Below are 15667 nucleotides of genomic sequence, written 5' to 3'. Positions count from 1 at the left end.
TATCCGATAATTTTCCTTTTGTAAATGAGGCTTTAGTCAGCCTTGAGGCGACAAAATGTCCTTCCCTACAAGCACGTCACCTAGCGAAAGACCGATTTTTATCAAGCAGTCCAACTTAAATAGGATTATAATGAATTAAAAAAAGAGAAAGAGAGAAATGATATGTTTAATAAGAACAAGCAGCTTTGGCTAATCACAGCCGTTGGCCTTGGAGTTCTCTTAAATCCACTGAATACGTCGATGATTTCAGTGGCATTCTCACGGCTGCAGGCCGAGTTCCATGTTACTTATAGTGCTATCTCTTGGCTGATCGCGACTTATTATGTGGCCAGCGCCATTGCTCAACCAATTATGGGGAAGATAAGCGATATCTTTGGTCGCAAACGTATCTTTTTAATTGGACTTGCACTCGTTACAGTGTCATCCTTGCTTGCTCCGCTGGCACCGAGCATTGGCTGGCTTATTGGCTTTCGCGTCATTCAAGCGATAGGAACATCTTCGCTATACCCAGCCGGAATGGGGATTATTCGCAGTAGTATTACAGATAATCAAGCTAGGGCACTAAGCGTGATGTCGATTTTTTCTTCCACGTCGGCGGCCCTCGGTCCGTCTATTGGCGGGTTTTTGATCCAATATGGGGATTGGCCAGCTATTTTCATTGTTAACTTTCCGGTAATCCTCATTGCTTTTCTGCTTTCTATCCGAATTCTTCCGAAAGACGGCCCGCGCAAGTCACTCGCCAAAGGCGGACTGGATTTGTGGGGAATTGCCCTTTTTGCAGCACTAATCATCAGTTGGCTATTTTTCTTTCTTTCCTTCGAAAAGAGGGTCAACTTCTGGTTTCTTTTAACCAGCTTAGTGTTGAGTTATGTATTCTATAAGTTTGAGTTAAAGCGCACCCAGCCGTTTATTGATGTGATCTTTTTGAAAAAAAATCTCAACGTTTGTTTGGTCTATCTCCAGTTTATATGTGTCAACATCGTGTTCTACTCGATCATGTTCAGCATCCCTTCTTACTTACAGCAAGTCCGGCAATTCGATGCGCAGCAGGTTGGCATGATGATGCTGGCCTTATCAGGATTAGGAATTTTCACTACGCCACTGGTTGGCAGATGGATTGACAATTCCGGCTCCAAAACACCGCTAATCACAGGTTCGCTTATCGTTATAGCGGGTTCACTGCTCATACTGCTGATTCATGAACATTCCGCTTCCTTGGCGATATTTGCAGTCCTATCCGTATTCGGCTTGAGCAGCGGGTTCCAAAATCTCGGATTGCAGACGGCTTTATATTCCTATGTATCTGCTGCGGAGACAGGAATAGCTTCAGGGTTGTTCATGACCTCCAGATTTATGGGGACGATTCTCTCCTCCAGTTTACTTGGCGCCATCTTTAGCCATGAAATCACCACACAGCGGCTGCACGGTATGGCCATCGTATGCGCCCTAATCAGCTTGGCAACTCTCACGTTATCGATAATAATGCCAAGTAATTCCATCCGCACAAAAGCAGTTCAAGGCAGATGAATACTTGATCTAAAATAAAGCCCCTAGAGGCGCTAATATCTCTTTCTTTGAGGGTAGAAAACACCAAAGGCTGTCTCAAAAGTAGAAATCTACTTGAGGACAGCCTTTTTGACCGAAAATTAAAAAGACAGCTGAGATGCACGTTTTACCCGCCCAACTGTCCTTCTTATTTGTTTGGTGCTGCTTTCTTTTGCGGACTACGGGCAATGGAATGCCACTTTAATGCTTGTTCGCGGAACGTAGATGCGCTATTTCGGGAGATCTGCTCTATAAATCGGATTAGGGGAACGTGAGGATGCTATTCGGGCGAAATTGAACGTTCCAGAGGCAAAAAACGCGAAATAACGCCTCTACGTTCCGCTTCCCCACGATTTCGGGCGTTTTCACCCAAATAACGCCTCCTCGTTCCGCTTACACAACTTCGGGTGCTTCTTCGCCCCTCGTTCCGTTTACCCAACTTCGAGTGCTTCTTCGTTCCTCGTTCCGCTTACACAACTTCGAGTGATTCTTCGCCCTCGTTCCTCTTCCCTGTGTTTTCAGGTATTTCCTCGTCTCCTCGGGCAAATTCCGGATACCCTTAGCATAGCCCCTGGCTTGATCATTCCTTAACAGACCCCAACGTAATCCCATGAATAAAAAATCGTTGGAGAAACGGATATATGATGAGAACCGGGATCATAGCAATAAAGATTTTAGCCGCGTTCAAGGTCTGATTAGAAAGTTCACTCATCTTCTGTATTTGTTCCGCGGTCATGGTATTAGCATCCACAATAACGACCAATTGCTGAATGTAAGTTTGCAGCGGGTAATGATCCGCATTCGACATCAGCACAAGGCCATTAAAAAACTCATTCCAGTGATAGACGATACTGAACAAAGTTACAGTTGCCAACACGGGAACCGCCAGTGGAATGAAAATTTTGATAAGCATATACCAAGGCCCCGCACCGTCGACAAGTGCCGCCTCTTCCAATTCCTTAGGCAGATTACGGAAATAGTTAATGACCAGAATCACACTAAAAATCGGTACACTGTTCCCTAGAACAAGCGCCCAGATGTTATTGATCAAGCCTAAAGATTTAACCGTTTGATACCAAGGAATTAATCCTCCATTAAATAACATGGTAAACACCAAAATCCACATTAGCACATTTCTAAACGGTAAGTCCTTCGCATTTTTGGATAAGGGGTAACCCATCAGAATAATAATCACGAAGTTAAGACTTGATCCCAACACGACTCGCTGTATGGAAATCCAGAACGAGTTAAAAAACTTACTGTCACCCATGATCTCATGATAAGAGTTAAAATTAAACCCCACCGGCCACAAGCCAACTTGCCCCGAGGATGCTGCTGCGTTATCACTTAACGAGACAGCAAGGGTATACCATAAAGGAAGAACACATAATAACGCTATGCCAACCAGCAGCACGATAAGGAAAAGATCGAATACTCTGGAGCCGATTGTTGTTTCTTTGACCATTTTCATGCTCCTTTATATTAAAAAATACGATAATTTGCAAACTTAGCAGCTAGGAAATAGGAAGTTGTAATGAGAAGAAAACTGATGACTGATTTTAATAGTCCCATTGCCGTTGCCAATCCATACTGGAGATTCAATAACCCTGTCCGATAGACCCATGTGTCAATAATATCCCCGCTCGAATAGACAAGAGGATTATAGAGGTTGAAAATTTGGTCAAATCCAGCATTTAGGACATTACCTAGGCTGAGCACAGAAAGTAAAATGACCGTTGTCATAATGCCAGGCAGTGTGACATGAAGTAAACGCTGCCAGCGAGTGGCGCCGTCAATGGCAGCCGCTTCGTATAAAGCCGGATTGATTCCCGTTAAAGCCGCCAAAAAAATAATCGTGTTAAATCCGAATTCCTTCCACACATCACTCCCCACGATGATAAAAGGGAATAATTCTGCTTTGCCAAAAAACAAAGTCGGGCTAATACCGAATATGCCCAAGATGCTGTTAACGGGTCCTTTATAAGACAATACGTCCAACAAGATACCCGAAAGAATGACCCATGATAAAAAATGCGGTAAATAAACAATTGTTTGCACCCATCTTTTCAAAAACGCAATGCGTAATTCATTCAGTAATAAAGCGAAGATAAGCGGAACAATCATATTCGCGATAATTTTCATAACGGCAATAAATAACGTATTAAAAAACACTGTTTTACTATCGTTAAGCGTGAACATATATTTGAAATTTTCCAAACCGACCCAATCGGAATGAAACATGCCTAGACCCGGATTAAAATCTTGAAAAGCAATGACAATCCCGAACATAGGAACGATACTAAACAGCGTCAACCAGATAAATCCAGGAAGAAGCATGAGATAGTAATGTTTGGCAAACCCCTTCGTAACCATCCTACCGATCACTTCCATTCTCTCTATTGTAAGGGAAAGGCGCCAGAGTTCTCTGACGCCTCCATGCTTTCTTACTGTTTGATACTCTCATCGATTTCAGCCAAAATTTGATCTCCGCCCTGCTTCTTCCAATCTTGTACGAACTTATCAAAGGAATCCAGCGGCGCAGCTCCCATGATAATTTTGAGGAACGTTTCCTTCTCTAATTTATCCAGTGAAGCCCATTTGCTTTCCATGGTTTTCGTCTGCGAATAGGTCACGCTGTAGGTTTTCTTAAACGGCTGCTGCAGCGGGGATATCCCTACGAATGTAGAATACATACGCTTCCATGTACCTAAATCGGCGTTAGGATCCCAGTATTGAATATCATTCTTGTCATAAGGCTCGAGTTTTACTTTTTTCACTTTTTCAGCATCGGCTTTTAGTAATTTATATCCTGGGATATCTAGATCCTCCGGCTTTTTGGTGCCTGCAAGAACTTCTTTCATCATCTTGTAAGTGACATCCATCTCATCCATTGGGGCAAAAACAACACGTAAAGGATAGTTTCCAATTGCCACTTTGACATCGAATTTGGATTCATCGCGCAGCAACAGATTTTCCATTTGAATAGCGGCTTCCGGATGCTCATAACCTTTACGAACAACCAGATATTGATTGGACGGGTTCCCCATGTGCGGTGTGAATTCACCATTCACATCCAATGGAGCCGTATAAGCTTGCCAATTTGCCTTCGGATTATTCTTAATCGCATCGGCTAATGGACCATACCCGCCAGCCCACCATAGTCCAAAATAAATGCCTGAAGTCCCATTCTTGATCAGTTCCTGAGCATCCTTCCGAATGGTCATTTCCTTATCAATCAAGCCTTTGGAATAAAGATCACGCAGCTTCGAGAGAGCTTGCTTCGTTTCCGGCTGAAGGGAGCCATAGGCTGTTTTACCATCTGCACCTTTTAGCCAAAATCCTGGGTAGGAATGATACGAAGAAAAGATAGGGTCGAAACCATAGTTATTATTATTGGGATTGATAAAATCGGCATTCAGTAAACCGCCTAATTGCGGACCTGTTATGCCAATGGTATCGGCTTTTCCATTCCCGTCAGGATCTTGTTCGACAAAAGCTTTGGCTACTTTTTCTAATTCGTCGATGGTTTTAGGCGGTTGAAGGCCTAATTTGTCCAACCAATCCTTGCGAATCCACATCATATGAACCATATCTGACTCTGTCGTTACGTTAGGAAGGGCATACATCTTCCCATCTACAGTAACCGATTTAAGCGCAAGCCCTTGCGTCGTTTCAATGATATGTTTGATCGCTGGCGAGGCGTATTTATTATAAACCTCGGTTAGATCCGCGAGTTGACCGCTTTTTACCATTTGTCTGAACTGTGTATCTTTCACAACCAACGCATCCGGCAAATCGTTACTGGCAATGGATAAATTCACTTTTTGGTCGTAATCCTTACCGCTGGCAGCCTGCCAAACAATTTTCGTATCGATATTCAAGTTTTCTTTGATATAACGGGTATACGGGTTGTTTTCAGGCGAGTCTCCCGCTGGCAAGCTCTTATCGGAAGCATCTACATCTTTACCAATTTTAATCGTAATCGGTTTGGCCGATTTGGCGAATGGCCCCGCTTCAGTTGGCGCAGCTGCTGTTTGCGCTGCTCCCGTTTGTGCAGGTGTAGTCGAAGCTGCGGGTGATTGCTTCGCCTTTTCAGAGCATGCGGATAATACGACTAGCATCCCTGCCAGTAACAGCAGTATGCTTTTTTTAGATTTTCTCATTTAAAGCCCCTTCTTTCGCATTTAGAATTTATCTACGTCTTAAAAGTATCACGAAACATCAGGCTGCAAGGATGGAAAACGGTTACACATGTAGAGGGGTAAATGACCGAGAATTCGGCGTTAATCCCCTTTTTCACATGAACTCACAGCATTTGACCCACTAATTTTCGGACATTTCTCTACCCGTTACATTCTTCTGCCGATACTCGCTTGGTAACAGACCAGTTTGCTCCCTAAAGGTGCGGCTAAAATACTTTTCATCCATATATCCAACGTTCTCAGCAATCCAGAGAATCGTTTTGTTCGTATACAGCAGATACTCCTTTGCTTTCTCTATACGTTTGTGACGTAAATGCTCACTAAAATTAATGCCTACAATTTCTTTAAAGCACTGGCTGAAGTAGCTTCTACTCATATTTACCCGTTTCGCAATGCTCGCGGCCGTAATTTGCTCTTTCATTTCTTCATTCGCGATGTAAACAGCTTTCATCACACAGTCTACAACCTCTTGTGAAAAAGAAGGTTTATCGATCGCCTTGCGAATCATTTCACGAGTAGCCATCAACCATTCCTCAACCTCATACCAGCTTTCAAAAGAATCAGGCAATTGGATTGTCGCCAACTCAACTGGATGAAATAAAAGATTCCATTTATCGATTAACGCATATAACAACCCGATCAGCTTCGTTTGAGGTAACCGCAGCTGCTTCAAATCATGGATATGTGTTGTAAATAGGTTATCTTGATAGACCCATTCATGACCCGACCATTGCTCTTTCACTACGTTTAAGTCTTTTTGAACTGCTACCAGTTGATTGTCCCCTTCATGAACCGAAGAACCTATGCCATGAGAGGACTCATTATCATAAAAGATATCATGTGGATTAGGGGCATGCTTCTGCTCCTCCTTAATCCGCGTGTAGATCCGCTCCAACACTTCCTCAAAGCGCTCCTTTTCTAGCTGAACCTTGGCAATATAATCAATAGCACCAAGTCTCAGTGCCTCTTGGATATATTCAAAATCCTGATGAAAGGTCAGCACGACGGTATAAATGCTTGGATATTGCTTTCTCACGATTTTCAGTAATTCGATCCCTGACATAACAGGCATCGCTAAATCAGTCAGCAATAAATCTATCGCGTTCGCTGCTATAAATTCCAAGGCCTTCTCGCCATTACTTGCTTCCCCGACAACCTCCATGTCAAAATCGTGCCAAGGCATGGCTGATATAAGACCTTTGCGAACCAATTTATCATCATCGACAATCATCACTTTAATCATGACGGGGGTTCACCTCCATAATAGGTAAGGAAACAAGGATGGTTGTCCCTTTTCCAATAACACTCTTGATGCTCAGGTCCGCCTGCTCGCCATATTGGGATTCAAGCATCCGCTTAACATAATTTAAGCCAATCCCCATACCAACCTTTTTGTTTTCAACTTCCGGATTGTGTAATAGGTTATCAATCGTTTCCTCCGACATCCCAGAACCGTTATCATGAATCGAGATCTGAATCGTATTCGTTAAACTGACATCAACCTTAATATACCCATCATCACTTAACCCGTGATAAAGTGAATTTTCGACAAGCGGCTGGAGGATAAAGCGAGGAATCGGCATGTTCCATACCCCCTCATCGACATTCATCTGAACATCAAACTTAAAATCATAGCGAATTTGCTGTAAAATCAAATATTGCTTTAAGGCTTCGATTTCTTCATAAATGGTTGAGGCCTGTCCCAGCTTGCCTAAATTATAATGCAGCAGCTTATTTAATGAGGATACAAGACGATCGATTTCGTTCTGACCGTTCATGACAGCTAACCAATGCACAGTATCCAACGTATTCATTAAAAAATGGGGATTAATTTGATAGAGCAGCTTTTCTACCTCAAGATCCACTCTTCGCTTCTCTTTCCGTTCGACTTCGGCGAATAAATTCCATATCTGTTCTCTCATTTGCCTAAATTGATGCAGTAGAAAATCAAACTCCGGTATTTTGGTTCGTACTGTAACAGCCTGGACTCGATTTTGTGCCATCAGCTTGATTTCTCTATTAAAGCCATTCAAAGGGAGGTATACCATCTTCCATAAGAGCCAAGCCATGAGTAAACTCATCCCTAGAAAAAGGAGCGAAAACAGCATGATTTGAACAAACCACTGGTTCATTTCTTTGTTGTAATCTGCTTTTGGAATGACAGACACGATACTCCAGCCTTGGTTGCTTGCCTGCCTAAACCAGTAAAATTCATTATAGGTGCCAAAGGTTTTTTCTTTAGAAAAGTTGGGGAATATCGTATCTTTCACAAATGTATTGGGAAGCTCGCTATACGCGATTCTCCCGTCATTATCTAGGAAAACATGGGAATTCGTTCCGCCAAATTGATCATTATTCAGAATGTTTTGCGTGAGATGAAACCCCGTTTCAATGTAGACATAGACATCATCACGCTGCGGTAAATCCACTTTCCTTCGTGCAGATAAAACAAAATTATTATCAAATTGATTGTTGCTTAAATGAGGACCATAATAAGAAATTCCCGAGTATTCTGCAAGCAATGGCAGCTTCTCAGGGGAAAAATTCTCCTTTACGCCCGAATTTTCGAGATCGTACGTATGGTCATTTTGAAAATAGTATAAGGTTAAACCAATATTGGGATTGGTAAAGGTGACTAAGCTTAATTCATCTTTTAATTCGCTTATCATTTGCGAGCGTTCGAACGATTGACTGGGTGGAAGCGATAACATTTGATCCAACTTCTTGCCCACACTTCCTGCAAAAGCAAGCTGCTGGGAGACATGATTCAAATTGCTTATCGTGCTTTCTAAGGAAAGCTCAACTTGTTTTAAATTACTTTGAATACCGCTCTGAATTTTATTAGTAAGTATGGAATAAATCGCGTAATAGGAGATAAGAACGATACAAATAAATGGAATTAATGTACTGCATAAGAAAATAATAAAAATCCTCTTTTTCAACGTTAAATAATCGTACAGAAATGACTTCACATTCTCCTGCATCTTAACAAACAACGATAATCACTCCCCCGATCAGGCTTAATTCAACTAGAAACAATGTTTCGTGAATATCAACCCACTCCCTCACTTGTCCTTAATCTTTTTCGGTATTCAGAAGGTGTATGACCAAAATGCGTTTTAAACACACCTATAAAATAACTCAACGTATTGAAGCCGACATCAAGCGAAATCTCTGTAATCTTTTTGTTGGTATCCTTCAGGAGTAAAGCCGCTCGCTGTGCGCGCACTTGGTTCAAGTACTCCAGTGGGCTTTTTCCTGTAAAACCCTTGAAGTATCGGCAGAAATAAGACTCGCTAAAAGAAACGATCGCCGCGAGGTCCTCCAATCGAATTGGGCTGCTATAGTTTACTTGCATATATTCGATAATCAGCTTTAATCGATCTATGTGCGTAGGGTTGACGGAAAGCGGAAGCTCACGAAAAGCAGGACCTCCCAGCATAATTAGCTTTGAAATGATCAATTGTAGCAATGCTTTTGTAGAAAGCTCATATAACGGCCTTTCATTAATATTCAACTCGAACACTTGCAGCAACAACGCTAATAGCTCCCTCTCCTCAGCAGTATGATGGGTGATATGGGCAGGAGTGACAAATTTCTGCTGGATTAGCGGATTAATATATTTCTCACGAACGAGATCAAACCTCTCGCCTCCCAATATATCCGAATGAAACACCACAGCGGTGAAGCAGCATTCTTCGTTTGTGGATATACGACCAGAATGAAGCTGACCGGAATTCACGAAAATCGCTTCGCCGGCTTCCAATTCATAGTCATCCATAGAAACACGGAATACGGCCTTACCCTTGGTAAGCACGAGAAATTCCAGCTCATCATGCCAATGGAGATCAAGCAGTTCTTCCCCTGGCTGGCAGCAGATTTCATACACTCGAATTGGATAAAGCGGATCACCGTGAATGCGGTCCTCTTTTAAATTGGCTTGCTGCATGGCGGCAGTCCCCCCTTAGAAAATTTCAAATCGTATGTCAAAATACTGATATTATTTCACAATATACCGAAAGGAATGGAGTTTTTAAATCAATATAATTATATTACAACACTTTGAAGGGATGATGGTAATGAAATTTTCTAACGGTTATTGGATGGCAAAAGAAGGGTACACCGTTCTTAATCCTGTCGATGTCCGCGATGTTCATCAAGAAGATAGCAGTCTGACTGTATATGCTGCCGCACGGAAGATTCAGCGAAAAGGGGATACTTTAAATGGTGCGATGCTGACATGTGAACTGAGCTCGCCCCTTCCCGATATCATCCGTGTACGTTGGACACATCATGCAGGCAAACGTTCGCAAGGACCCGCTTTTGAATTGTTCGATAATCCGCAGACTCCGGTTTCAATCGATGACAGTAACGATCATGTGACCATGACATCCGGCGGATTAAGCGTAAAAGCCAACAAACATAGTACGTGGGGAGCTGAATTTTCTTTCGAAGGCCGGCGTCTAACTGGCACCAACAGCAAAGGTGCGGGACATATTACGACAGCTAACAAAGAGATTTACTTTCGCGAGCAGCTTGAGCTTGGTATTGGTGAGCATATTTACGGACTCGGAGAACGGTTTACAAATGTAGTGAAGAACGGGCAGACCGTAGATATTTGGAATGAAGATGGCGGCACGAGCAGTGAACAAGCCTACAAAAATGTGCCCTTTTACTTATCTAGTAAAGGATACGGTGTTTTCGTCAATCATCCCGAACACGTATCGTTCGAAGTCGGATCTGAGGTTGTGTCCAAAGTCCAGTTCAGCGTACCAGGCGAAAGTGTGGAGTATTTCATTATTGGCGGCAAAACGCTAAAAGATGTTCTAAATAATTACACGAAGCTTACCGGCAAACCCGCTCTGCCGCCGGCATGGTCGTTCGGTTTGTGGTTAACAACCTCCTTCACGACAGATTATGATGAAGCTACCGTGAACAGTTTCATTGACGGCATGTTTGAACGAGACCTTCCGCTGCATGTGTTCCATTTTGATTGTTTCTGGATGAAGGAATATCAATGGACCAACTTTGAGTGGGATGCCGATATGTTCCCCGATCCGGTAGGAATGCTGGGACGGCTTAAGGACAAGGGACTGAAAATATGTGTCTGGATCAATTCGTACATTGGCCAGAAATCACCGCTCTTTCAAGAAGGCATGGACAAGGGGTATTTGGTCAAAACCTTGGATGATCACGTTTGGCAGTGGGATCTCTGGCAGGCCGGCATGGGGCTTGTCGATTTCACCAATCCGGAAGCCACGGAATGGTACAAAGGTCATTTAAGACGGCTGATCGATATGGGCGTGGATTGCTTCAAAACGGATTTCGGCGAGCGCATCCCGACCGATGTCAAATACCACGACGGTTCGGATCCATTGAAAATGCATAACTACTATACATTCCTCTACAATAAAGCCGTATTTGAAGTACTGGAAGAAAAACTCGGCAAGAACGAAGCTATGTTATTTGCCCGCTCTGCTACGGCCGGAGGGCAGCAATTTCCCGTACACTGGGGCGGCGACTGCTCGGCCAACTACGACTCCATGGCGGAGTCGCTTCGCGGAGGCCTTTCCCTCGGTTTATCCGGTTTCGGATTCTGGAGCCATGACATTAGCGGTTTTGAAAAAACAGCCCCGCCCGATATTTATAAACGCTGGGTAGCCTTCGGCCTGCTGTCTTCGCACAGCCGTCTGCACGGCAATGAATCTTACCGTGTTCCATGGCTGTTTGACGAAGAAGCGGTCGATGTTCTCCGACATTTTACAAAGCTAAAAAGCACGTTAATGCCCTATCTGTTTGCAAGTGCTATCCAATCTACAGAAATGGGGATACCGATGATGCGCGCAATGGTGCTTGATTTCGCATCAGACCCGTCCACTCATCACCTGGATACGCAGTACATGTTAGGAGATGACCTGCTCGTTGCCCCAATCTTTAATGAGCAAGGAACTGTGATGTACTATGTTCCCGAAGGACGTTGGACCGATTTCTTCAGCGGAAGAGTTGTTGAAGGCGGGAAATGGCAGGAGGAAACTCATGGCTATATGACGCTGCCCTTGCTAGTTAAACCGAATACGCTGCTTGCCATAGGAGCAAATGAGCAGAAGCCCGATTACGATTATGCGGATGGTGTATCTCTTCATTTATTTGAACTGGGGGATGGAGCAGCCGCGGAAACGTCAATTTATGATGTACAAGCTAATCTGCAATTAACCGTAGAAGCAGTCCGAATGAATGAGCTGATCGACATTTCTGTTCAAGGCGGAACGAAACCTTATACCCTTGTACTGAGAGGCTTCAATCAAATCTCATCCGTAGAAGGCGCATCTTGGACAAAATCAGCAATCGGCATCGTGCTAACTCCAGAACCCAGCACATCAAAGATAGCAGTAAGATTGTAATAAATAAACGGCTGGCCCTGTTATTCATACAGGGTCAGCCGTTTTCCACTTCTGCAAGGATTAGCAGTTATACACCGGTCTATAACTACTGTATAATATAAAAGGAATTCACATTCCGGTTACTAACAACACATACGATAAGGAGCTCGCAGATGCCACTAAAGGGTTCGGATTTATCAACGCCAAGCAATCGTAAAGATGCCAATCAAAATACACTAAGAGTTCTAACTGCTGCTTATAAAGTTTTCGCTATGAAAGGCTATGACGCTACCATCGAAGAAATTGCGAATGAAGCAGGGGTAGGCGTAGGAACTGTCCATCGGCGATTTTCCAATAAAACCGTGTTAGCCACTGCTGTAGTCACCGACATTTTCCAAAAAATTAAAGAAAAGCAATTGCAAGTCGTCAAAATGGACATGCCCGCTGATCAAAAAATCCGACTATTATTTGAAATCTTCTCAGCTTCGCACTTACAATATGGAAAAATACATAGTATGGGGCTTCATTTGGCAACGATAGGTGAATTGGGCGATGAAATGAAAGCCTCCCTATTAACCGCTATAGAGGGCAGCGTGCTAGATATTATACTACAAGGCCAAGAAGAAGAATTATTTAGAGAAGGCGATCCGAAACTGCTGGAATTGCTCATTATCAACATGATTAACCCCCATCTCATTCTAAAATTAAAAGAGCATGTTCCCGCGGAGAAAATTACAGAAACGGTTTCCGACATGATTCTATTAGGGCTTGTAAAGCAATAAGGACTTCCACCATTAGGGGGAGGACCTTTTTTGGGGGTCAGCGTTGTTCTTAACGGAACTACAAGCCGCTAAAGTGGATGAAATGAGCTGAAAATTGAATTAGCGGAACGAGAGGACGTTATTCAATGCAATTAGAGCTATTCGAAGCTAAAATCAACGAAATAGAGTCACTACGTTCCTCTTTTCTTGAATTTGAGCATATTTCACGCAAATAGCGCCTCTACGTTCCCTTTAGTGGAAGCCTGCCATTGGTAGATAGATGCATATACCCATGAAAAAGCAGCCCCTCTAATGTATTCATCATTTTTGAGGCAGTTGAGGAATAAAGACCTTCTTTGTTGCACCTTACACATACGTCTTCGATTACGTGCAAGAAGTTGGGTGTATGAGCGGTTATCTTCTCGTAAACTCCATAATCCAATTGGTATCCCAGTTTTTGCCGTCATCAAACGAAAAAGCTTGTTGCCAGCGAGCGGTATCCTCCGTGATCTCATCCCAAGTGAATCTCATGTGCAGCGGTTTTCCGTCTGGTGTTTCTACCACTTGATTAAACACGCCAATTCCATTTTCAAACTTTCCGATCAACGACCCGATGTTACATAACAGATATCTATTGTCAGAGCCGCAGTAGGTGAATTTGTGTCGTAAGACTACTATAAAATTATGTAGGCACTTTTGTGTCATTGGACAGCAGCCTCAATAAATCATTTGAATTCATTTAAATTACACAGAAACACCAGATAAACGCTCAGCAGCTTTTTCAGCTTCTTTGTTGGCATTCGCTAATATTTCATCTCGATTTAGGAATGCAGTTCCTTGAGCTCTAATGATTTGGTAATCCTCAAGTCCAATGAAATTAAACATGGATTTGAGGTATTTATGAGAGTATTCAACTTCTGTATACCAATCATTATTGGTATATACCCCGCCGCTTCCTTGAATGACAAGAATGCTGCGGCCGTCCTTTAACAAGCCCTCTGAGCCGGTATCCGTATATTTAAAAGTTTCACGGGCTATAAGGACATTATCCATATAATCTTTGAGCTTGGATGGAATGTTAAAGTTATGCAATGGCATGACAATGACATATTTATTCGCGCTTTTGAATTGCTTTAGTATTTCAGACATCCGACTAGTAACCTCTTGCTCTTCGTCAGTTAACTGCTCTCCTTTTGCCAACTTCTCCCATGCACTTAGGACCGTACGATCAACGGAAGGAACATGATCATCATAAAGATTAATTTGTTCAATGGTCTCCGTTTGATTTTGTTCCTTAAACACCTTCAAGAAATGGTTTAAAACCTGCAGACTAAAAGATGATGTAGAATCTACTTTGGGATGAGCATTTATAACAAGCATTTTATTCATCAAAATCTCTCCTTCTAAGTGATCATTTGAATATTCCAGCAAAAATAATTGCCAAAAGCCAAATAAGCGTTAGATTTCTATCGGTTATTGTCTTTTTATAATGCAAGATTGCGGAAATCAGAAATATAACAATAATGATGATTATTATCATAAAAGTCCAAATCCTTATTTATATTCTTTGTTAATTAATAATAATTTACTCTTCCATGAATGATAATTAAACCAAAAGGAATTAACATTCCGCATTACACATCGATAATATCATGCAACTTGGTTAACCGTCAATTAAACGGAATATGAATTCCGATTCTATAAGTTTACTATGGCTTTCATTAAAAAAAAAGCATACTTAACAATGATATTTTCACTGTTAAGTATGCTTCTTTACTTAAACAATGCGAACGGGCAATCCCGATTTCGCTGATTCCAATGCAGCAACAGTTACCTGTTGTGTCTTAAAAGCATCCTCATAATCAGAAAGAATACGCCCGGTATCCCCTGTTTTCAATGCATGAATGAAGGCTTCATTTTCTACGTAATAGGGATTAACCAATCTTTTAATTTCAGAGGTTGCATGAGCTTCGATCAATTTCAAACGCTCCGTATCCCACTCCAGCATGCCCTCCTGCGTATAGCAGGTAATACCCACTTTGCCCAAACCGCTTGGCAGTACACACGTATTAGAAATATTAGCGATAACACCACTGCTAAATTTCAAGGTCACCGTTCCTACATCAGCTGCTGTTACCCCATCAAATTGCTTGTGCATCACTTGATTGCCATACAAAGCGTAGACTTCTTCAATATCTCCAATACAGTAACGCAGAATATCGACCAAATGTGTGCTTTGTTCTATGAATTGTCCGCCTGATCTCTCTTGATCTCTCCACCATGCAACCTGAGGCATATTTCCCATCCAATTGCCTGTAATCATGCCGACATTTTGCTGGCTCAACAATTGTTTCATCTGACTTACTGTATCTGTATAACGAAAATGATAGCCTACGGACGTAATCAGGGGTTTCTTGCGTAATTCGGTTAAAATCTGATAGGGCTGCTCAGCATTCACACCAAGTGGCTTTTCAACAAAAAAAGGAATGCCTTTTTCAATTAGCTCGATTTCAAATTCCCCGTGCGACATTGGCGGTACTAGAATATATACGGCATCCAAGCGTTCCGAGTCCAACATCTCACTAACATTTTCATAGCTGGAGGGAATGCTGTATGCTGAAGCGAACTCCTCCGCTTTTGCCTTACTCGTCCCGCATACCGCTTGGATCTGCACGTCTTCCATTTCATTTAAAATTTTTGCGTGCATCTTACTGAACCCGCCTGTACCGATAATACCGATATGTAACATGATTACTTGCTCCTGTTCTTATTATATTTT

At 42.5% G+C, this 15667-nt stretch carries 12 protein-coding genes; 3 read left to right on the top strand and 9 right to left on the bottom strand.

Going from position 1 to position 15667, the window contains the following annotated elements; genetic code table 11:
* Nucleotides 1–162: 162 nt before the first annotated feature.
* On the top strand, nt 163–1527 hold the full coding sequence (locus AC58U0_RS10950; protein ID WP_497379031.1) for an MFS transporter: 1365 nt from the start codon (nt 163–165) through the stop codon (nt 1525–1527).
* A gap of 598 nt (nt 1528–2125) precedes the next feature.
* Here AC58U0_RS10950 and AC58U0_RS10945 read toward each other — a convergent pair.
* From AC58U0_RS10945 to AC58U0_RS10920, 6 genes are all read right to left on the bottom strand, one after another.
* Nucleotides 2126–3010 (bottom strand): carbohydrate ABC transporter permease, encoded by an 885-nt coding sequence (locus tag AC58U0_RS10945; RefSeq protein WP_029193739.1) that lies wholly within the window; start codon nt 3008–3010, stop codon nt 2126–2128.
* Nucleotides 3011–3027: 17 nt separating this feature from the next.
* The gene (locus tag AC58U0_RS10940; protein WP_497379030.1) at nt 3028–3918 is read right to left on the bottom strand and encodes an ABC transporter permease; all 891 of its coding nucleotides are present in this window, start codon (nt 3916–3918) and stop codon (nt 3028–3030) included.
* Between the two features lie 71 nt (nt 3919–3989).
* On the bottom strand, nt 3990–5708 hold the full coding sequence (locus AC58U0_RS10935; protein ID WP_497379029.1) for an extracellular solute-binding protein: 1719 nt from the start codon (nt 5706–5708) through the stop codon (nt 3990–3992).
* A 160-nt stretch (nt 5709–5868) separates the two neighbouring features.
* Nucleotides 5869–6990 (bottom strand): response regulator, encoded by a 1122-nt coding sequence (locus AC58U0_RS10930; RefSeq protein ID WP_497379028.1) that lies wholly within the window; start codon nt 6988–6990, stop codon nt 5869–5871.
* Nucleotides 6983–8731, bottom strand: coding sequence for a sensor histidine kinase (locus AC58U0_RS10925; protein WP_497379172.1), 1749 nt, complete (start codon nt 8729–8731; stop codon nt 6983–6985). Before AC58U0_RS10925 ends, AC58U0_RS10930 begins: the two co-directional genes overlap by 8 nt.
* Before the next feature lie 68 nt (nt 8732–8799).
* Nucleotides 8800–9696 carry an AraC family transcriptional regulator gene (locus AC58U0_RS10920; RefSeq protein WP_497379027.1) on the bottom strand — a complete coding sequence of 299 codons (897 nt, stop codon included), beginning with the start codon at nt 9694–9696 and terminating at the stop codon, nt 8800–8802.
* Nucleotides 9697–9826: 130 nt separating this feature from the next.
* Between AC58U0_RS10920 and yicI the strand changes: the two genes are divergently transcribed.
* Nucleotides 9827–12148 carry an alpha-xylosidase gene (yicI, locus tag AC58U0_RS10915; protein ID WP_497379026.1) on the top strand — a complete coding sequence of 774 codons (2322 nt, stop codon included), beginning with the start codon at nt 9827–9829 and terminating at the stop codon, nt 12146–12148.
* 152 nt (nt 12149–12300) lie between these two features.
* On the top strand, nt 12301–12909 hold the full coding sequence (locus AC58U0_RS10910; RefSeq protein WP_497379025.1) for a TetR/AcrR family transcriptional regulator: 609 nt from the start codon (nt 12301–12303) through the stop codon (nt 12907–12909).
* 393 nt (nt 12910–13302) lie between these two features.
* Here AC58U0_RS10910 and AC58U0_RS10905 read toward each other — a convergent pair whose 3' ends face one another.
* The 3 genes from AC58U0_RS10905 to AC58U0_RS10895 form a co-directional block, all read right to left on the bottom strand.
* Nucleotides 13303–13593 carry a hypothetical protein gene (locus AC58U0_RS10905; protein ID WP_497379024.1) on the bottom strand — a complete coding sequence of 97 codons (291 nt, stop codon included), beginning with the start codon at nt 13591–13593 and terminating at the stop codon, nt 13303–13305.
* A gap of 39 nt (nt 13594–13632) precedes the next feature.
* Nucleotides 13633–14277: an FMN-dependent NADH-azoreductase gene (locus AC58U0_RS10900; protein ID WP_497379023.1), complete on the bottom strand. Its 645-nt coding sequence runs from the start codon at nt 14275–14277 to the stop codon at nt 13633–13635.
* Between the two features lie 388 nt (nt 14278–14665).
* Nucleotides 14666–15637, bottom strand: coding sequence for a Gfo/Idh/MocA family protein (locus AC58U0_RS10895; RefSeq protein WP_497379022.1), 972 nt, complete (start codon nt 15635–15637; stop codon nt 14666–14668).
* Nucleotides 15638–15667 lie beyond the last annotated feature (30 nt).

It is taken from the genome of Paenibacillus sp. J31P190 (assembly GCF_059692075.1).
This window is presented reverse-complemented; position numbering and strand designations above follow the sequence as displayed.

Coding starts and splice junctions, on each gene's coding strand:
- AC58U0_RS10930 (WP_497379028.1), bottom strand. CDS start 6,990: ATGATTAAAGTGATGATTGTCGATGATGATAAATTGGTTCGCAAAGGT.
- AC58U0_RS10905 (WP_497379024.1), bottom strand. CDS start 13,593: ATGACACAAAAGTGCCTACATAATTTTATAGTAGTCTTACGACACAAA.
- yicI (WP_497379026.1), top strand. CDS start 9,827: ATGAAATTTTCTAACGGTTATTGGATGGCAAAAGAAGGGTACACCGTT.
- AC58U0_RS10950 (WP_497379031.1), top strand. CDS start 163: ATGTTTAATAAGAACAAGCAGCTTTGGCTAATCACAGCCGTTGGCCTT.
- AC58U0_RS10910 (WP_497379025.1), top strand. CDS start 12,301: ATGCCACTAAAGGGTTCGGATTTATCAACGCCAAGCAATCGTAAAGAT.
- AC58U0_RS10895 (WP_497379022.1), bottom strand. CDS start 15,637: ATGTTACATATCGGTATTATCGGTACAGGCGGGTTCAGTAAGATGCAC.
- AC58U0_RS10935 (WP_497379029.1), bottom strand. CDS start 5,708: ATGAGAAAATCTAAAAAAAGCATACTGCTGTTACTGGCAGGGATGCTA.
- AC58U0_RS10925 (WP_497379172.1), bottom strand. CDS start 8,731: ATGCAGGAGAATGTGAAGTCATTTCTGTACGATTATTTAACGTTGAAA.
- AC58U0_RS10945 (WP_029193739.1), bottom strand. CDS start 3,010: ATGGTCAAAGAAACAACAATCGGCTCCAGAGTATTCGATCTTTTCCTT.
- AC58U0_RS10940 (WP_497379030.1), bottom strand. CDS start 3,918: ATGGTTACGAAGGGGTTTGCCAAACATTACTATCTCATGCTTCTTCCT.
- AC58U0_RS10920 (WP_497379027.1), bottom strand. CDS start 9,696: ATGCAGCAAGCCAATTTAAAAGAGGACCGCATTCACGGTGATCCGCTT.
- AC58U0_RS10900 (WP_497379023.1), bottom strand. CDS start 14,277: ATGAATAAAATGCTTGTTATAAATGCTCATCCCAAAGTAGATTCTACA.